Consider the following 19,221-nt stretch of genomic DNA (forward strand, 5'->3'; position numbering starts at 1 on the left):
TGGAGGAAGCTGGGCGGAAGATGATCCGAAGGGCGCTGAGGGCTGGCCCTAAGCACCGCGCCACAACAGTGGCGCGATCAAAAACGGCCTACTTCACGCCTTCCATGTCATCGAGACCGGCCAGGATCGCGCGGCATCGCGCGGCAACCGCGTCGACGATCGTCGGCAGGGCGGGGTCACCGCCTGCGGGCATGGCTTCGACATCGGTCCGCGCCCGATCGACATTGGCGAGCACCCGGTTCGCCAGCGCGCGGACGCGGCGGATGGTCGGCGCAGCGCCCAGTCCGCAGGCGGCGGCGAGCCGCAACCAGTGCCTGCGCTTCAGATAATCGCCGCGGTTCTTGTCCGCGACCGTCTGCGCAAGATTGCGGGTGACGCCATCGAACACCTCCGCACACATGACATCGTACAGCGGGGCGGTCCGCACCCGCGATCCCGCCGGAATCAGGATCGAATAGTTCTTGGCATGGGCATCGGTGTTGCATGCCAGCACGTTGAAGACGACGGCATCGAACAGCCGGAGCGCATCGGGACCGAGCGCCTGACGCCGGACGAGGTTCATCATGTCGGCGACGGTCGGGCCACGGACGCCCGTCCTGTTTCGCTCGTACTTGGCGGAAGGCGGCTTGCCCAACGCCTGGCAGAAGTCCTCCTGATGCAACCGGCGCCACTGCGCGCCATCCTGCAGGCGGTCATAGCGTGGGATCAGGAAGTAGCGCCTGCCGCCCGCCACTCCGGTCGTTACCGGCGGCACCGTCAGTCCGCAGTGCCGGGCCAGCGTCAGGCACCACGCCTCGTTCTGGACGCTGCCGTGGAGGCGTTCGCTGTCGGGCTTCAAGATATGGGTCGACGGCGAGCCATCGAGCGGGATGTAGATTCGACCGTCGGCGTCGCAGGCCACGGCCAGCTTGGTCTGAACGCCTGCCAGCGACATCGACACGCCGTCATCCCCAGCGAGGAACGGCTTGCGGGGAAGCTCCTCGATGATGCGTTCGAGATCGTCCTCGGTCTCGATCCGCTGCCAGCGCTCTGTGCCGGTCAGGCCCGGCGCACCAAAGGAGAGTGCGCCGGCGGTGTCGCGGCCGATCGCATCCAGCAGGGCGAGTATGTCGGTCTGCGCGACACCGAGTTGGCGGGCGATGACCACGAGCTGTTCCGCCTCGGGAAGCAGGTTGCTGGCCCAAGTCAGGAACCGGGCGGGTTCCACCTCACGCTCGCCCAGCGGCATGGTGATCGAGATGGGGAAGGCCTGCCGGTCCTCCGTCCACGACGCGGCGTACACGAACCGCGGCCCGTCGGCACCCTCATGGACTTCGCCGACCAGAGTCTCCTCGAAATAGACCGGAAGGGTCATGAGGCGCTCTGCTGTTCAAGCAGGGTGACCGGATCCAGCCCGACCAGCCCCGCCACGACCAGGGCACGGCCGATCTGGCAGGTCGGCTTGCCCTTTTCTAGTTCGTGGATGAACCGGATGCCGACGCCCGCGACGGTGGCCAGGTCCTCGAGGCTGAGCCCCATCTGCTGGCGGCGTGCGCGGACGAGCGCACCGAAGCGGCGCGAGAACCATGCGGCGTCGTTTTCCGTGTCAGCCTGATCCATTGAAGCGACCTTTCCCGAACGGGAAAGATCGCTCGACGGCGTTGGAAAATCAAGTGCGCTTTTCCCGTTCGGGAAAGATTGATATCTAAAGCGGCACTACTGACCCGACCTTTCCCGATCGGGAAAGGCCGTGTGCTATCCAGCGGAAAGCCGCGCGACGGCCGTCCGGAGCTGATCGGCATCGATGCCGCCGCTCGCGAACTGCGCGGCCAACGTCGCGATGAGCATATTGTCATCCACCTCGGCCGGCATCGACCGGCTTACCGGCCGCGCCGGAACCTGAGAAACCGTACGCCGCCTCGGCGCGATCCGCCGTTCCTTGCCATCGAGGACAGCCGCTATCTTTGCCGCGACCGCGTCTGCCGCCGAGCGTAGCAGATCATCGATATGGATGTAGCCTTGCGTCACACCGCGCTTGCCGTGCCCGAGCAGGCCGGCGATCGTCAGCTCGGAATAGCCCAGCTCGCCCGCGATGCTCGCGAAGGTGTGGCGGAAGACGTGCGGCGTCACGCCCTCGATCTGCGCGGCCTTGCAGAGCCGTTCGACCAGATCGGGCACCTGCTTGTACCACGTGCCCGTCCAGTCGGAGGGGAAGACGTAAGGATTGCCCGGCTGCTCCGCCTGCGCTTCGATCAGCTCCATCGCGACGGCGCCGACGACCCGGACCTGCGCGCCGCTCTTGGTGTCGGGGAACATCACGCAGTCGGCATCGAAATCGACCCAGCCACGCTGGAGTGCCTGCGCCTCGTTGCGGCGGAAGCCGGTCAGCAGGATCAGCCGGACCGCAGCAAGGCCGACGGGATGCTCGCCTTGGTCCGCTGCGGCCCGCATCGCCTCGCCCAGCGCGGCCAGTTCCGCGACCGACAGCCGGCGTGTCCGCTGGCCGCTGGCCAGTCGCCGCACGCCGCGGGCGGGATTGTTGTCGATCTTGCCGAGCCGCAGCGCGTGCTCGAACACCGCATGAAGCGTGGAGATGCTCCGCGATCCCGCACCGACGCCGCCGATCGTATCGCGACCGCGTCCGACCCCGCGTGACCGCGACGACTTCCCCTCCGCGACATCGGCCTGGAAGGCGGCGATGTCGGGCGGCCCCAGCGACTTCACCTTGCGGGTGCCGATCAGCGGCTTGATGTGCCGCTCGATCCGGCTGCGATCCATCCGCAGCGTGGACATCTTGATCGGCAGACGTCGCCGGCCGAGCAGCCGTCCGCTCTCCGCCTCCTCCAGATACCAGTCGCAGATGTCGGCTACGGTTGGCGCCGCCCGCGCCGCATCGCGCGTCTCGATCGGGTCGTCGCCCCGCGCCACGTCACCTAGCCGCTTCTTCGCCTCGACGCGCGCCTGCTCGACCGTCAGCACCCCGCACCGGGCCAGCGTCAGCCGGCGGCTGCGGCCATCCGCATTGCGATACTGGAGGACGAAGGTCTTGAGGCCGGATGGCAGCACCCGCACACCAAACCCGCGCAACTCCTTGTCCCAGTGCGTTTCCTGTCCGAATGCCGGGATCGGCAATGCGTCGATCCGGGTCTTGGTGAGCTTCGCCATAAGCAACCCTCCCGCGTATTTTGCTGACAATAGCGTGGGAGGTCGAAATTGTAAGCATATTGTCAGCAAATTCGATCAAAACAGGGCGTATTCAAGAGATTTATGGCGTAGGTTCAATTCTCACTAAGCGTTGAATAACATTAGTTTGGCGTAGAATGGCGTACAGCAGCGAACTATATTTCCCAAATTGGTAAGGCTGAGGTCGTGAGTTCAATCCTCACCGGCAGCACCATTTTTTAAATGACTTAGCCCATCGCTAGGGCTCCAAGGCGGGGCTGGACGACCACCCCGCGATCATTTCTATCCTGAGCCATGGCAACGATCCGTCCAGGATCGGGATGTAGCAGTCGAACAAGGTGCGCGGATGCACCGCCGTTCATCGCGGGAGCTTCAGGAACGCCAATCACTTGAAGCTCTCCTCCTGCCCGCCCTCTCGATCGCGGTCGGATGCGATCTAATCTTCGATGACCTCCTTAGCCTTCGAAAGCCGTCCGTCGACGGCGGCATCCCTTGGGTTGGAAAGTCTGGCAACCACCGCCTTAAGGCTCTCCAGCGTGGCCACAGCGAGCGGACCACCCGTTGGAAAGGAACCACGCATAGAGCACGCGGAGCAAAACCCGATATTGCCGAGGCTGTTGAGCACGCCACTCGAATTGGCGAGATAGTCATTGTCCACGTACGGGCGTGAAGGCGATCGTCAGGCATCTAATGATGCGCGGCGTCTCCCGCCCCGTTTCTACGCCGATCGCGCGCAGGCAATGATGGAGAGCATTGGCGAGCGGGCGGTCCTGCCGGAGATGGCCGGGAGGCTGTTAGACGCGGACCGCGATCGGCTGCCGTCGACGGAGGCTAACGGCTGGATCACCGGCGCGTGCGCGCCCGGCGTGTCCGGATTGGCAGCGACGAACTCCGCAGCATGGATCGAAGACCGACCCGCACAGGACGTTCGCAGCCGCGCAGTCAGGGAACTTACGGTGCTCGGCATGCCCGCTCGGATACCGAATCGGCGGCGGTGTCAGTATCCCTCGCCGGCCCTGATTACCCGTCAATGCACCAGAGCCGGCAGATCTCGGCAAATCCTATTGGTCGGCACGCAACCGGTAGCCTACGCCGAGCTCGTTGGCGATGATGCTACCGACAGGACCCGGCGGTTCCAGCTTTTGCCGGAGATTGCGGACGACGATCCGCAGATATTCAATACGGGGGTCTTCGTCTGCTGCCCACGCGACCGCCAGGATCCGATCGTGGGTGACGACGCGGCCGACATGACGCGCCAAGACCGCCAGGACATCATGTTCCTTGCGGGTAAGGTGTAGTTCCTCCACTCCGCGACAGACGATGCGTCGGTCGAGATCGATCGTCACGTCGCCCTTGCGGACGATCTTCGGCGCCGTTTCGAACGATCCGCGATGGCGCAGGGCGACGCGCAGCCGAGCGAGCAGCTCATCCGTGTCGAAGGGCTTGGATACGAAATCGTGGGCGCCAAGATCGAGCGCCGCCACCTTCTCGTCGGTAGCGTCGCGGGCGGATACGACGAGTATGACGCTATCGCTGTTCTGAAGGAGCAGTGGGATAAGACCGAGCCCGTCTCTATCCGGCAGACCAAGATCGAGCAGGATCGCGCTTGGGCACTCGGCTCGCGCGCGAAGAAGGGCATCGCGTCCATCGGCCGCCTCGACGACAGCATAGCCGGCCCGTTCCAGTGTGTTGCGCAACAGGCGGCGGATCGGGGCTTCGTCATCCACGACGAGGATCTTGGCAGGCATCAGATATGGCTCCCGGATGCGTTGCGAACGATAAGGTCGGCGGGAAATACCAGCGTAAAGGCGGCGCCCTCTCCGTCATCGCGGTTCCCGGCCTCGACACTCATGCCCATGGCTTCGGCAAACGCCTTGACGATAGCGAGGCCGAGGCCGGTACCGCCAATCGCACGGTCGGAGCCCTCGAGCCGGCGGAAGGTCTCGAAGACTTCGGCCTCCCGCCCGTGCGGCAACCCCGGCCCATGATCAAGGATGGTCAGCCTGAGCTGGCCGTATCGATGGATGCCCTCGACCATGATGTCGGTGCCGGGATCACCATAGCGCCCGGCATTGTCGAGCAGGTTGAGCAGGCAATGGTGCAGGAGCTGCGGGTCCACGCGGACGAGCGGCAATGACGGGGGCACGCCGAGCCGAACGGCATGGCCTTGCAGCGCCCGGCGTGCGTCGTGCGCGGCGCCCGTGACTGCATCGCTGAGATCGGTGGCCTCGACGTTGAGCTTCAACGCTCCCGCCTCGACCCGGGCCATGTCGAGCAGGTTGGCGACGAAACGGTTGAGGCGTGCGGACTCACTCTTGATGGTGCCGATGAGATCCGGGGTCGCGCCGTGGTCGAGTTGATCCGCTGCGGCGATGACGGCGGTCAGCGGCGTTCGAAGATCATGGCTGACCGATGACAGCAGGGCCGCGCGGAGGCGATCGCGGGTCCGGACGGCATCAACGTCGCGCATCTCCGTCTCGAGCCGGAGGCGTTCGAGTACGAGTGCCGCCTGATCGATCAGACCGGTCAGCAGCGGCAGCTGATCTGCACGGATCGGATCGCCGCTATTCTCCCTGGCCACCCCGATCACCGCCAGCGCCTTGCCGCCTGCCTTCAGGGGCTGGAACAGCCATTCTGAGGCAGCGAGCGTCCCCGAGCCCTTGCCGGCCGACGTGCCGTTATCGAATGCCCAGTTAGCCGCTGCCATATCCATCGTATCGAGGCGGTAGCCGGGAACGCTGGCCGCCTGCACGGTGAGGCCGGAGCTCGCCGACACGGTCAGGAGCACCGTCTGCACGTCGAACAGCCGCGCTACGTCGTCGCAGATCATCCGCGCCGCAAGCGATGGATCGTTGATCGCGCTGAGCTGCCGCAGGAAGCCGGCCAACGTGGCGTTCGTCCGTGCGCTCGCGGCTGCCATATCGGCCTGAGCACGGACCCGCGACGTCAGCTGGCTGGTGGCGATCGCCACGCCCAGCAGTACGAAGATCGACACCAGATTCTCCGGATTGCTGACGCTTAGCGTCCCTACTGGTGGCAGAAAAAAGAAGTTGTAGGCGAGGCTGGATGCCATCCCGGCGAAGAGCCCGGTCCGCAGGCCGAACAGACTTGCCGCTGCCATCACGGGTAGCAGGTACAGCAGTGCGACGTTGCCCAGGTCGAGGATGTGGAACAGTGCGCTGGCAAGTGCGGTGACGATTGCCACGAGCAGGAGCGTCATGAGGTAACCGGCGGGCTTTCCCCAGCTGCCGCCCCGACGATGCACGGATGACGGGCCCGGCCCCTCCTCCATCGGCAGCACGTGCACGGTCACGCCCGGCGTATCGCGAATCAGGCGATCGACGACAGAGCCGTGCAGGAACTCAAACCAGCGAGATCTGCGGGATTTGCCGACGACGAGCTGGGTCGCGCGAGCATCTGCAAGGAAGCCACGAATGCCCTCCACCACGGATGTCGCCGGCACGGTCGCAACCGCTGCGCCGAGCTGCGTCGCCAGTGTCATCGCCGCGGCAACCCGCTGATGCTGTTCATCGCTGAAATGCGCGGTGCGCGGTGTCTCGATGAACAGCGCCGTCCATGGCCCATGCAGGCCATCCGCAACCCGCTTGGCGGCACGTACGAGGCCGTCCGCGCCCGGAAGTTCGTTGATCGCGACGACGATGCGATCCGATCCGGCCCACGTGCCGCCGACGCCCAGCGCGCGGACATGCTCCAGCATCTGGGCATCGACCGCCTGCGCGGCACGGCGCAACGCCAATTCGCGCAGTGCGGACAGGTTGGATTTTGAGAAGAAGTGGCTGAGCGCGCGCGTCGCTTCGTGCGGCAGATAGACCTTGCCGGCCTTCAACCGCTCGATCAGCTCGTCGGGCGGGATGTCGACAACCTCGATCTCCGCCATTTCGAGGATGCCGTCCGGCACCGTCTCTCGCACCCGGACGCGGGTGAAGCTGGCAACGATGTCGTTGAGGCTCTCGACATGCTGGATGTTGATCGTCGAATAGACGTCGATCCCCGCGGCAAGCAGTTCCTCGACATCCTGATAGCGTTTGGGATGACGGCTGCCGGGCGCATTGGTGTGCGCCAGTTCGTCGACCAGGACGAGGCGCGGCGCGCGGGCAAGGACGGCGTCCAGGTCCATCTCTCCCAGTGTGCGGCCCTCATAGGCGATGTTGAGCCTCGGGACGATCTCGTGACCGCGGGTCAGCGCCTCGGTCTCGGCGCGGCCGTGGGTCTCGACCACGCCGACGACGGCATCGACCCCGTCGCGGCGGCGTGCGGCGCCTTCGGACAGCATCTCGAACGTCTTGCCGACGCCCGGTGCCGCTCCCAGGAATATCTTCAGGCGTCCCCTGCCCTCCTGCGCGGCGGCACGCAGGAGGGCGTCGGGATCGGGTCTGTCATCACCGCCGACGGGCATCAGGGGGCAGCGGCGTCCAGTGCGCGGTTGATGGCCAGCACATTGACGTGCGGCTCGCCGAGGATGGAGCTTTCGGTCGACCGGGTGACGATCCCACGGACGGCATCGATCGACATCCCGCGGACGCGCGCGATGCGGGCGGCCTGCGCTTGGGCGGCCGCCGGCGACAGGTCGGGATCGAGGCCGGAGCCGCTGGCGGTGACGAGGTCGGCGGGGAGCGCGCCGGTCACCCCCTCCGCCTGCCATCTGGCGACATCGCGCTTGATCCGGTCGACCAGCGCGCGGGACGCGGGACCGAGGTTCGATCCCGAGGAGGCGAGGCCGTCATAGCCCTTGCCCGCCGCGGACGGCCGGCTCTGGAAGTAGCGGTCGGTGGTGAAGGCCTGGCCGACGACGGTCGAGCCGATCACCGTGCCGTTCGCGCGCACCAGGCTGCCATTCGCCTGCGCGGGGAAGATCGTCTGCCCGATGCCGGTCATCGCCAGCGGATACACGATCCCGAGCAGCGCGGCGAACAGGATCGTCATGACGATCGCGGGCCGAAGCGCGGAAGTGAAGTCTTTGCCCATGATGCTTGTCCTTATGCGAGGCCGATGCCACCGACGAGCAGGTCGATGAGCTTGATGCCGACGAACGGCGCAACGAGTCCGCCGAGACCGTAGATGGCGAGGTTGCGGGCCAGCAGCGGTCCCGCGCCCATCGGCTTGTAGGTCACGCCCTTCAGCGCCAGCGGCACCAGCAGCGGGATGATGATCGCGTTGAAGATGATCGCCGACAGGATGGCGCTCTGCGGGCTCCCGAGCGCCATGACGTTGAGCACGCCCAGCCCCGGATACAGCGCGACGAACATCGCCGGGATGATCGCGAAGTACTTCGCCACGTCGTTGGCGACCGAGAAGGTGGTCAGCGCTCCCCGCGTCATCAGCAACTGCTTGCCGAGGCCGACGACCTCGATCAGCTTGGTCGGGTCGCTGTCGAGGTCGACCATGTTTCCCGCCTCGCGCGCCGCCTGCGTGCCGGTGTTCATCGCGACGCCGACATCCGCCTGCGCCAAAGCAGGTGCGTCGTTGGTGCCGTCGCCGCACATCGCGACCAGCTTGCCGCCCTGCTGTTCCTGGCGGATCAGCGCCAGCTTGTCCTCCGGACTCGCCTGCGCAAGGAAGTCATCGACGCCCGCCTCGGCGGCGATCGCGGCGGCGGTCAGCGGGTTGTCGCCGGTGATCATCACCGTGCGGATGCCCATCTGCCGCAATTCGCCGAAGCGTTCGCGGATGCCTGCCTTGACCACGTCCTTGAGGAAGATCGCGCCGAGCAGGCGGCCATTCTTGGCGACCGCCAGCGGGGTGCCGCCAGCACGCGAAATCTCGTCGGTGATGCGGCGAAGCTCGGTCGCCGCAGCGGTTTCGCCGACGCCCGGATTGGCCTTCAGGATCGAATCCACCGCGCCCTTCTGCACCAGCATGTCCGGCGTCTGCACGCCCGATATCCGGGTCTGTGCGGTGAACGGGATGACCTCGGCACCCGCTGGCAACGCGGTCGTGCGCACGCCGAACCGATCGCGGGCGAGGACGACGATCGAGCGCCCTTCCGGCGTCTCGTCGGCAAGGCTGGCGATCAGCGCCGCCTCCGCCATTTCGGCATCGGTCGCGCCGCCGACGCTGCGGAACTCGCTCGCCTGCCGGTCGCCGATCGTGATCGTGCCGGTCTTGTCGAGCAGCAGCACATCGATGTCGCCTGCCGCCTCGACCGCGCGGCCGGACTTGGCGAGGACGTTGAAGCGGACCAACCGGTCCATGCCCGCGATTCCGATCGCCGACAGCAGCGCCGCGATCGTCGTCGGGATCAGCGTGATGAGCAGCGCCGCGAGCATAGCGACCGGGATCGAGCCGCCGGCGTACGTGGTGAAGCCGGGGATGGTGCCGACCGCGATCAGGAAGATGATCGTCAGCCCGACCAGCAGCAGCGTCAGCGCGACCTCGTTCGGTGTCTTCTGCCGCTCGGCCCCTTCCACGAGTGCGATCATACGATCGAGGAAACCCTGGCCGGGCATGACCGTCACCTTGACCCGGATTTCGTCGGAGATGACCCGTGTGCCGGCGGTCACCGCCGACCGATCGCCGCCCGCTTCGCGGATAACCGGGGCGCTTTCCCCGGTGATCGCGGCTTCGTTGACCGAGGCGACGCCGGAGACAACTTCGCCGTCCGACGGGATCAGGTCGTTGGTCTCGACCAGCACGATGTCGCCTACCTTCAGCGCGCTGGCCGGCACAGTCTCATGCTCGCGGCCGTCGCCCTTCAGGCGCTTGGCGGTCAGTTCTGCCTTGGTGGCGCGCAGCGAGGCGGCCTGCGCCTTGCCGCGCCCCTCGGCCAGCGCCTCGGCGAAGGTGCCGAAGAGGACGGTCAGCCACAGCCAGACGACGAGTTGCAGCTTGAAGCCGGTGGTCAGCCCGTCATGGCCGATGACGAGCAGCACGGTCATCAGCGCGGCGACGATCGCGGTGACGAACATCACCGGGTTGCGGATCAGCTCCGCCGGGTTGAGCTTGACGAAGGAGGCCTTGATCGCCGGCACGACGAGGTCGGCGGTGAACAGGCTTTTTACTTTGCTGGTTGCCATGTCAGGCGCCCCTTCAGGATAAGGTGCCGCTGATCATCGCGAGATGATCGGCGATGGGGCCGAGTGCGAGGCTCGGCAGGAAGGTGAGGCCACCGAGGATCAGCACGATGCCGACCAGCAGCCCGACCCACAGCCCGCCGGTGGTCGGGAACGACCCGGCGCTTTCCGGCGTGTACTTCTTGGCGGCGAGGCTGCCCGCGATCGCCAGCATCGGCACGATGATGAAGAACCGGCCGACCCACATCGCCATACCCAGCAAGCCGTTGTAATAGGGCGTGTTCGCGGTCAGCCCGGCGAAGGCGGAGCCGTTGTTCCCGACCGCGCTGGTGAAGGCGTACAGGATCTCGCTGAACCCGTGCGGCCCCTTGTTGAGCGGCCCCGCCAGCCCCTGGTGCAGCACCGACGACAGCGCCGTGAGGCCGAGGATCATCAGCGGCAGCACGGCGATGGCGAGCACCGCGAGCTTGACCTCGCGCGCCTCGATCTTCTTGCCGACATATTCCGGCGTGCGACCCACCATCAGCCCGGCGACGAACACCGCGAGGATGGCGAACAGCAGGAAGCCGTAGATGCCCGCCCCGACGCCGCCGATGACGACCTCTCCCAACTGGATGTTAAACAACGGAATCATCCCGCCCAGCGCGGTGAAGCTGTCGTGCATCGCATTGACCGCGCCACACGATGCGGCGGTGGTGACGACCGCGAACAACGCGGAGGCGGCGATGCCGAAGCGCACCTCCTTGCCCTCCATGTTGCCGCCCGCCACGCCCAGATGATGCAGCACGGGGTTGCCCGCCGCCTCTTGGGCGTACGTCACGGTGACGCCGGCGAGGAACAGGATCACCATCGCCGACAGGATCGCCCAACCCTGCCGCGTGTTGCCGACCGCCTTGCCGAACGTCCACGTCAGGCCGAAGCCGATGAGGAAGATCGACAGCATCTGCACCAGATTGGTCAGCGCGGTCGGGTTCTCGAACGGATGCGCGCTGTTGGCGTTGAAGAAGCCGCCACCATTGGTGCCGAGCATCTTGATCGCCTCCTGACTGGCGACCGGGCCGAGCAACAGCGACTGTTTCGCGCCTTCCAGCGTCTGCACATCGACCACGCCCGCAAGCGTCTGGGGCACGCCGCTGGCGATCAGGAATGTCGCATAGACCACGCTGATCGGCAGCAGCAGGTACAGCGTCACGCGCGTCGCGTCCGCCCAGAAATTACCGATCGCCTTCGCCTCGCGCCGCGAGAACCCGCGGAACAGCGAGAACGCCAGCGCGATTCCGGTCGCCGCCGACAGGAAGTTGTGGATCGTCAGGCCGAGCATCTGCGACAGGTTCGACATCGTCGCTTCCCCGCCATAACTCTGCCAGTTGGTGTTGGTGGTGAAGCTGATCGCGGTGTTGAACGCCAGATGCGGCGACAGCCCCGCCAGCCCCTGCGGATTGCCTGGCAGCACGCCTTGCAGGCGTAGCACCGCATAGGTGAACGCCATCAGCGTCGCGTTGAACGCCAGCATATGCACGGCGTAGCGCCGCCAACCCTGCTCTTGCGAAGGGTCGATGCCGGCGAGCCGGTAGAAGCCGGCCTCGACCGGGCCAAGGATGGCGTGGAGCGGCGTGCGGCGTCCTTCGTAAAGTGCGAACAGCCACATCCCCACCGGCTTGGTCAGCACGAGCAGGATGGCGACGAAGCCGAGGATCAGGAACCAGCCCTGGAATGTCATGGATCGCTCCCTTCAGAAGCGTTCGGGACGGATAAGGACCGCCACCAGATAGATGAGCAGGCCGAACGCGGTCAGCGCCGCGAGCCACAGGTCGAGGGTCATCGCAAATCCTCGCTTACGCGTTATCGCAGAGCCGGACGTAGGCGAGCGTCGCCGCCACCAGCCCGAGCATGATCGCGATCCAGAGCAGGTCTTGCATCGTACGGGTCCTTTCAGAAGATGGCGGTGAGCGAGACGAGCGCGGTGCTGCCGGCGATGTTGCCGGTGCCGTCCTGCCCCTTGCTGAAGCTGGGCCGCAGATAGGCGGCGTCGCGTGCGGAAATGTCCGTGTCGACGTACGAGACGTTGAGCGTCAGGTTGCGCCACGTCGCATCCGCGCCGAGCGACCAGTCCCAATACGACCCCGTCGGCGCCAACGCGGTGGCGTTCGGACCAAGCCCGTCCTGCCCCCGGCTATGCCCGACATGCGCCTTCGCTGTGAACGGCGTGCCCGCGACCGCGACCGCGCCGTCACCCCACAGGTACAGATTGTCATCCTTCGCGCCGGGCCGATCGTCGATACCGGCCGCGGCGGACGCGCCGGTGCGATACCATTTGCCGATCGCCTGCTGTTCGGGTGCATAGGCGACGCCGGCGGTCAGCGTCGCCGGTCCCACGGTGCCGGTCAGCTTCGCATAGGGTTCGGCGAAGTCGGTCTTGTCCGCGCCGCCGGGATACATGTACCAGGTCAGGCCGACATCGAGCGTCGCATGGTCGGAAAGCTTCGCCTTGTAGCCGCCGATCAGGTCGAGTTCCATGTTGGCGCCACCGAAGGTGCCCCAACCGGCAAGGCTGGACGCCCAGGTGCCGATGTAGAACCCGGTGTCATGCGCGACGGTGATACCGCCCTGCACGGCCATCGCCCGATCGGACTGCGAGACGCCACGGAAGCGATAGTCGGAGGCGATCGATGCCGATCCGCTGACGGTGATCGCAGGCGGTGGTGCCGTTTCGCCATTTGCCTTGTCCTCCGGCGTCGCTTGCGCCTGCGCGGCCGCAGTGACGCCAGACAATGCAACGGCGATAAGCGATGGTGTAAGCTTCATTCTTGCCCCCGACGGAACCGGCTGCCGCTGAGTGAGCGCGGAGCCTTAGGGGCATGCGATTAGGCCTATCCCCCGTAGCAATTCGAGATCGATTCCGGGAGAATGCATATAGCTGGCATATAGCTGTCGTTTTTCCCCGGCCTGCATCCGCACTCTTCGTTCGCGAGCCCCCCGGAAAGTTGACGGCTACAGGCGAACGCGGCCGATATCCCCTGCTTGCCCCAAAGAACTGACGGTCGAACCGGGGCGTGCATCGGGCGCCCCCCTGTCAGGACCACGAATGCGATTGCGCCTGCAGACATGTCGAGATATGTAATACAACCCTGCGAAAGCAGACAGCAGGATCCGGATCAACCGGATCTGCACGAGGAGAGGATCATGACCATGAGCATTCTTGGACCACGGCCACACCTGCGCCTGATCGGAGCGCTGGCGCTGTTTGGCATCCCGAGCCTTACCGCACCCTTGTGGGCGGCGGACAGCTGTTCCGGCACCGCGCCGTTCGACTTCGCATCGCAATGGGATGCGGTGTTCGCCAACACGCTGCAATGGCAGTACCCGGAAACCAGCGCGTGCCTCACGGCCTCGAACGGCCTCGGCAGCCGCAAGCTCGACGGCAAGCTCTACCAGAAAGACGGGCAGCTGTACTTCAGCACCGACAGCGGCCCGCTCAAGCGGTCGGAACTGCGCAGCAAGGGTATCACCAGCAGCACCGCGACGATGTCCGGTCAGGTCTTCATCCGCACCAGCACCAGCGACAAGAAGTTCACCATCGCCCAGCTGCTGAATTCGGCGCCCTCGTCCAACCCCAACAGCAGCGGCTCCGACCCGATCATCCGGCTCGAGATCGACGGCGGCGCCCTCGACATCGTCTATTACACGCGGAACGGATCGAGCTCGATCGCGCAGAACAACGTGCTTACCAGCATCAACGACGGCAGCAGCTTCACCTTCGAAATCCGGCAGTACAAGAGCTCGTCGTCGAACTTCGACATCGAGGTGATCGTGAACGGCAACACCGCGCTCTCGCGGCGCACCGTCTCCGGCTACGATGACAACAAGGGCTACTTCAAGGCCGGCTGCTATGTGAACAGCGGTGGCGGCAGCGGCTGCCGGTCGTCGTTCAGCCGGTTGAGCTTCAACCTGTGACGAAACGCCACCTTCCGCGGGTAGCGGGAGGTGGCATGACACGCGAAATGGGAATGTGGACGTGCACGGAATCGCACTGGCTCTGACGATCCTGGCGGGCATCGCCATGGGGCCGGCGGACGCCCTCCCCTCCGCGTCCGACGACGCTGCGACGATCAGGCCCAAGCGGCTGCTGATCATCGCCGATCACTCGACCGGCAACCAGACCGCGCACGTATCCGCCAGCCATGCGGTCGCGGTGATCGAGCGGCTGGGACGGGAAACGGGCGCGTACGTCACGACGATCCGCACCGATGTGAAACTCGTCACCCGGGGCGAGGTCTGGGGCAAGGGTGCCTATGCGAAAGGTGGTCCCCGCGCGTCACGGGCGGAGACGCTCGACCGCTACGACGCGGTCTTATTCTACACCAATGGCGAGACCGACCTGACCGACGACCAGAAGCGCGACCTGCTGGGCTTTATCGGCGTCGAGGGGAAGGGGTTCGTCGGGGTCCACTCGGCTACCGCTACCGCCTATGCATGGCCGGGCTATGCCGAGATGCTCGGCGGCGTGTTCGACAACCATCCATGGAAGGTCGCGTCGGCACGGATCATCGTCGAACGGCCGGACGCGCCGGCGATGAAAGGCTGGACGACGGGCATGACGATCGTCGACGAGCATTACCAGATGCGCGCGATCGGCTATTCGCGCGGCACGGTCGATGTCCTCGCCCGCCTCGATCCGCGCAGCCTCGATCTGTCGGTGCCGGGCGTACACCGCAAGGATCTCGACTTCCCGGTCGTCTGGATGAAGCGATCGGGCCGCGGCCGCGTCTTCTACTCCACGCTCGGTCACACCGATGCGAGCTGGGACGATCCACGCATCCAGTCGATGTATTATCAGGGCATCCTGTGGGCGCTTGGATCGACGACGCAGGATGTCCGGCCGCACCCGAAGTGAAGGCGCGTCATCGGACGGCGTAGGTCGTCCATGGCGCGGGGGATCGGCCGGTGCGCTTCGCCAGATCGTCCCGCAGCGGGGCGAAGCGCGGTTCGACCATCGCTGCGAGCGCATAGGTGTTCACCGCATTCGCCGGGTTCCACGGATGCGGCGCATATTCGGACTGACCCGCGGCGGCACGGTCGCGGTCGAACTGGATTTTCGAACGGGCGAACTCGATATGGACCTTGCGGCCATCGGCATAGGGCGCGAGCCAGTCGACGGCCTTCTCAAGGCTTGCACCACTCGCCGCCCGCCATGCGAACCAATCCTCCCCATGTGCCCGGGCGGCGAGCGCGGCCATCAGCAGCGGGTCGAGGTCGTAAGTCACGTAATGCAATGCGTCGCGTTCGTGGAAGTCGAACACGCTGCCATCCGGCCGCACGTTCGCCGCAATCTGGCGCCGGAACGCGGCACGCGCACGGGCGATGAGCGCCATATCGCCGACCCTGTAGGCGGCGAGCGTCGCGAGCTTTACGCGATGGCTCTGCCAGTTGGTGACCGCATTCTTCGGCGTGCCGTCCATCGCATCGAGATACCCCTTGGCGAGGCGCAGCCAGAAGCGACCGAGCGTCTTGGCCGCTGCCGGCGACAAGTCATTCTCGACCAGATCGTGCGCCAGCATCAGGCTGTCGAATCCGGTCTCGTCGATCGGGTTGAACGACGGCTGGTAGATGTACGCCCAGGCGGTGAGATAACGCTCGGTCTGCGCCAGATAGGCGCGGTCGCCGGTCTGGCGATAGGCCATGGCGAAGGCGAGGATCAGTGGCTGGTCCTCCTTCGCCTTCAGGCTGATCTCGCGAATGCCCTTGCCGGGCAGCGTCCCTTCGGTGTGAAGCTTCGGTATCGCGCCCGGTGGGCGTTCGAGGGTCGCCTTGGCGCGGGCAAGGACGGGCGCCGCCACCGATGCCGGCAGCGCACCCGTCGCCGGCAATAGCGCATGGCCCGACAGCGGCGTCGCGATCGCAACCGCTCCGGTGGCGAGCATTCGGAAGATCTGGTTCATCATCAGAACTTCGCGTTCAGGGCGATGCGATAGGTGCGCCCGTCATAGTCGATCCGACGCGCCTGCGCCTCGACCCCCTGATATTCCTTGCGCGTCGAGTTGGTGAGGTTGAACGCGTTGACCGACAGGCTCACCCCCTCCGTGACGTTGAGCGACGCCGATGCGTCGAACTGGCCGCGCGCCGTCACCTGCCGCGCCGCACCGGAGAAGGTGCCGGTCGAGGACAAATCGTATTTCGAGCGGTAATTGTAGATCAGGCGGACGCCGACCAGCTTCGTCTCGTAATAGCCGATCAGGTTGACGTTGTGCTTCGAGATGCCCGGCAGGCTCGCGTCGGTGCCGTCCGAATTGGTCCCGCTGATCGTCGTATAGGCGTAGTTGAAGCCGCCACCCAGGTTGCGCAGCGCACCGGGCAGGAAGTCGAGGTTCTGCTGCACGTTCAGCTCGGCACCGTTGACCGTATAGGGCGTCGTGCTGTTGACGAAGCCGGCGATGTTCACCGTCTGCAGATTGCCGTTGATGTCCGCGGGCGCGCTGGTGAAGCAGGTATCGCCCTCGATACGCAACGGCCCCAGCCCGAGATTGCCGCCATCGAGCGGACACAGCGCCCGCGCACCGCGCACCTGCTGCACCACGCCCTTGAAGCGTTTGGAGAACAGGCTGAGTGCCACCAGTCCGCGCGGCCGGTTGTACCATTCGAACGTCGCGTCGAACGAGGTGCCGGTATAAGGCTTCAGGTCCGGATTGCCGAGCGTCACCGGGATGACGTTGGTCGTGCTCGGCGCACCGACCAGCGTCACGGGCGTGAACTGGCGTGGATGCGGGCGGACGTAGGTGCGATATCCCGCGAGGCGGAACAGGAAGTTGTCGGTGACGTCGAACACCGCGATCGCCGACGGCAGCCATTGGCCGTAACGTGTCTTGAACTGCTGATAGCCGTAGTCCGCGGCGGACCCGACCCCGGCAGACGATGGCCTGATCCGGTTGAGCGCGTTCGAGACGTTGTTGGCATTCTCGTAGCGCACACCGACGATGCCGCGGACGGGTATCGAGAAGATCGACGTCTTGTACTTGCCCTCGACATAGCCCGACAGGACGTCGGTCCGGCTACGAAAGTTGTACAGGGCATAGCCGTTGTCGGTGTAGTTGATGTTGAAGCCGATCGGCGCGAGCGCTGCCCCGTTATAGGGCGTGACCGGCGTCAGTGCCGACACCACCTTGCCCATGTCGAGCACCTGCCAGTTCTGGTTGAAGCCCGGCAGCGATCCCTGGAAGAAATCGCCGTTGTCGGGGTTCGCCATCAGGAAATCGCTGCTGATGTTTTGCCCCTGAATACCGGCAGCGTTGGTGCGATAGCCCTGCGACCGGAACTCGTTACGCTCGAAGCGATAGCCGGCCTGCACGCTGGTCAGGAAACCCTCGAGCGTGCGCTCCACCTCCTGCTGCGCCGCGATCACCTTGCTGGTGGCATAGCTCTGCGTACCGGCGAGATTGAAGCGGTTGCGGCCCGGCGTACCGGCGGGGCTGTCGTACCAGCTTTGCTGATCCGTCGGTCCGGCCCACGTCCACGCGGTGCGCGGCATACCCGTGGACAGCGGGTTCGGCGCGACCGTCAGCGCGTAATCGTCGTAATTGCCGCCGCCGCTGACGAAGGAGCCGCTGGTGCCGTTGGTGCGACCCGCCTGCTGGCCGGTGATGAACTCGGCGAATAGTTCGACCGCGCTGTTCGTCGCCTTCGACAATGTGCCGATCGTCGTCAGCCGCCAGTCGTCCGCCTTCCAGTTGACCGTGCCGTTCAGACCCCACGCCTTCTGCGTCTGCGGGAACAGCCGGCTGTCGTTGATGACGCCGATGTTGGAGAAATCGAAATTCTCGACGAAATGCGCCCCGTTCGCGCCCTCGCGCACCTCGCTGGTCGGATTGACGACGACGCCGGTGCCGGTGAAGTTCAGCACCTGCAGATTCTGGACGGTTTCGCTCTGCTTGCGGTTCGTGTAGAGGCCGGTGACGCCCACCTTCAGCGCTTCGGTCGCCTGCCATTCCGCACCGCTTGCCAGGGAAAGCTGGTTGCCCTCGTTGCGGCGGACATACTGCCGCCCCTGCGAAACATATTGCACACCGGTCTGGCCCTTGGCGCCCGTGCCGCCCGCCGCGGCAACGCAACCGACGACGGTAGCATAGGTCGTCGCGCAGGTGCCCGCCGGTGCGTAATAGTCGGCGTAGCGCGCGATGAAGTTCGGCGTGGTCGTCGCCGACAGCACGCCATAGCTGTTGAACAGGATCGAATCGCGGCGAAACTTCTCGCGTTTGTAGGCACCGACGGCGAAAACGGCGAAATCCTCGGTAATGTGCTTGTTGTAGCCGAGCGTGACGTTCGGCTCCCACAGCTTGCCGAGTTCGTTATAGTCGGCGGCGATCTTGATCCGGCCGCCGTCCTTGCGCGACAGCGCCGGCGCGATCTGGAGATCGACGTTGCCCGACAGGCCGCCGCTCTGCGCATCGGCCATCGGCGATTTCTGGACGCGCACCGCGCTGAAGATGTCGGAGGCGAAGGCGCCGAGCGGGGTCGACGATTGCAGGATCGGTTCGGCGAAGGCCACGCCGTTCAGCGTCGTACGGGCGTATTCGCCGGGCAGGCCGCGCAGGTTGATCGTAGCCTCTCGCCCCTCCGCCTCGCGGTTCAGCTGCACGCCCGGTACGCGCTGCAACGCTTCGCCGATGTTGAGGTCGGGGATGCGGCCGAGGTCGTCGGACGAGATGCCGTCGGTGATCTCGATCGCCGACTGTTTGGTGCGGATCTCGTCGGCATAGCTCTTGCGGAAGCCGGTCACGACGATGTCACCCTGCCGCTCCGTCTCGACGTTGGGATTGACCGGCGTCTGGCTGTCGCCGCTGTCCGCCTGCGCATCGGAGGTCACCGCCGGATCGAGCCCGGGCGCGTTGACCACCGGCGCACCTTGCGACGCAGGCGGCCCCTGCGTCGCGACCGGCGGTGTCGCCGATCGTGGATAGGTCTGGGGATCGGTCTGGGCGGCGGCGGGAAGCGCCAGCACCGTTCCCAACACGATCACGCTCGTGCCGAACGCGAG

Annotated in this window: 15 protein-coding genes; 2 read left to right on the top strand and 13 right to left on the bottom strand. The window is 65.7% G+C overall.

Annotated elements, in window-relative coordinates; genetic code table 11:
• Positions 1–88 precede the first annotated feature (88 nt).
• From LRA87_RS11675 to LRA87_RS11725, 11 genes are all read right to left on the bottom strand, one after another.
• Positions 89–1,354 (bottom strand): type II toxin-antitoxin system HipA family toxin, encoded by a 1,266-nt coding sequence (locus LRA87_RS11675; protein ID WP_230631634.1) that lies wholly within the window; start codon positions 1,352–1,354, stop codon positions 89–91.
• Positions 1,351–1,599 (bottom strand): helix-turn-helix domain-containing protein, encoded by a 249-nt coding sequence (locus tag LRA87_RS11680; RefSeq protein WP_043061094.1) that lies wholly within the window; start codon positions 1,597–1,599, stop codon positions 1,351–1,353. The genes LRA87_RS11675 and LRA87_RS11680 overlap by 4 nt, the downstream gene beginning before the upstream one ends.
• A gap of 135 nt (positions 1,600–1,734) precedes the next feature.
• A complete protein-coding gene (locus LRA87_RS11685) occupies positions 1,735–3,144 on the bottom strand; it encodes a tyrosine-type recombinase/integrase (RefSeq protein WP_230631635.1) in 1,410 nt (469 codons plus the stop codon).
• Positions 3,145–3,598: 454 nt separating this feature from the next.
• Positions 3,599–3,820, bottom strand: coding sequence for a hypothetical protein (locus LRA87_RS11690; protein WP_230631636.1), 222 nt, complete (start codon positions 3,818–3,820; stop codon positions 3,599–3,601).
• 403 nt (positions 3,821–4,223) lie between these two features.
• Positions 4,224–4,910: a response regulator transcription factor gene (locus LRA87_RS11695; protein WP_230631637.1), complete on the bottom strand. Its 687-nt coding sequence runs from the start codon at positions 4,908–4,910 to the stop codon at positions 4,224–4,226.
• Positions 4,910–7,579: a sensor histidine kinase gene (locus LRA87_RS11700; protein WP_230631638.1), complete on the bottom strand. Its 2,670-nt coding sequence runs from the start codon at positions 7,577–7,579 to the stop codon at positions 4,910–4,912. The genes LRA87_RS11695 and LRA87_RS11700 overlap by 1 nt, the downstream gene beginning before the upstream one ends.
• Entirely contained in the window at positions 7,579–8,148 is a 570-nt protein-coding gene (gene kdpC, locus LRA87_RS11705) for a potassium-transporting ATPase subunit KdpC (protein ID WP_230631639.1), read from the bottom strand. The genes LRA87_RS11700 and kdpC overlap by 1 nt, the downstream gene beginning before the upstream one ends.
• A gap of 11 nt (positions 8,149–8,159) precedes the next feature.
• Complete coding sequence (gene kdpB / locus LRA87_RS11710) at positions 8,160–10,196, bottom strand: potassium-transporting ATPase subunit KdpB (RefSeq protein WP_230631640.1); 2,037 nt, start codon at positions 10,194–10,196, stop codon at positions 8,160–8,162.
• A gap of 13 nt (positions 10,197–10,209) precedes the next feature.
• The gene (kdpA, locus tag LRA87_RS11715; protein ID WP_230631641.1) at positions 10,210–11,913 is read right to left on the bottom strand and encodes a potassium-transporting ATPase subunit KdpA; all 1,704 of its coding nucleotides are present in this window, start codon (positions 11,911–11,913) and stop codon (positions 10,210–10,212) included.
• Positions 11,914–11,925: 12 nt separating this feature from the next.
• Positions 11,926–12,015, bottom strand: coding sequence for a K(+)-transporting ATPase subunit F (gene kdpF / locus LRA87_RS11720; RefSeq protein ID WP_230631642.1), 90 nt, complete (start codon positions 12,013–12,015; stop codon positions 11,926–11,928).
• A 110-nt stretch (positions 12,016–12,125) separates the two neighbouring features.
• Positions 12,126–12,998 (bottom strand): TorF family putative porin, encoded by an 873-nt coding sequence (locus LRA87_RS11725; protein WP_230631643.1) that lies wholly within the window; start codon positions 12,996–12,998, stop codon positions 12,126–12,128.
• Positions 12,999–13,376: 378 nt separating this feature from the next.
• Between LRA87_RS11725 and LRA87_RS11730 the strand changes: the two genes are divergently transcribed.
• Together LRA87_RS11730 and LRA87_RS11735 are read left to right on the top strand one after the other, a co-directional pair.
• On the top strand, positions 13,377–14,147 hold the full coding sequence (locus tag LRA87_RS11730) for a polysaccharide lyase family 7 protein (RefSeq protein WP_230631644.1): 771 nt from the start codon (positions 13,377–13,379) through the stop codon (positions 14,145–14,147).
• 61 nt (positions 14,148–14,208) lie between these two features.
• Positions 14,209–15,087 carry a ThuA domain-containing protein gene (locus LRA87_RS11735; RefSeq protein WP_230631645.1) on the top strand — a complete coding sequence of 293 codons (879 nt, stop codon included), beginning with the start codon at positions 14,209–14,211 and terminating at the stop codon, positions 15,085–15,087.
• 7 nt (positions 15,088–15,094) lie between these two features.
• On the opposite strand, the gene LRA87_RS11740 is transcribed toward LRA87_RS11735, so the two are convergent.
• Together LRA87_RS11740 and LRA87_RS11745 are read right to left on the bottom strand one after the other, a co-directional pair.
• A complete protein-coding gene (locus LRA87_RS11740; RefSeq protein ID WP_230631646.1) occupies positions 15,095–16,135 on the bottom strand; it encodes an alginate lyase family protein in 1,041 nt (346 codons plus the stop codon).
• On the bottom strand, positions 16,135–19,203 hold the full coding sequence (locus LRA87_RS11745; RefSeq protein WP_230631647.1) for a TonB-dependent receptor: 3,069 nt from the start codon (positions 19,201–19,203) through the stop codon (positions 16,135–16,137). Before LRA87_RS11745 ends, LRA87_RS11740 begins: the two co-directional genes overlap by 1 nt.
• Positions 19,204–19,221: the final 18 nt, after the last annotated feature.

It is taken from the genome of Sphingomonas sp. Leaf37, from assembly GCF_920939475.1.
Taxonomy (GTDB): domain Bacteria; phylum Pseudomonadota; class Alphaproteobacteria; order Sphingomonadales; family Sphingomonadaceae; genus Sphingomonas.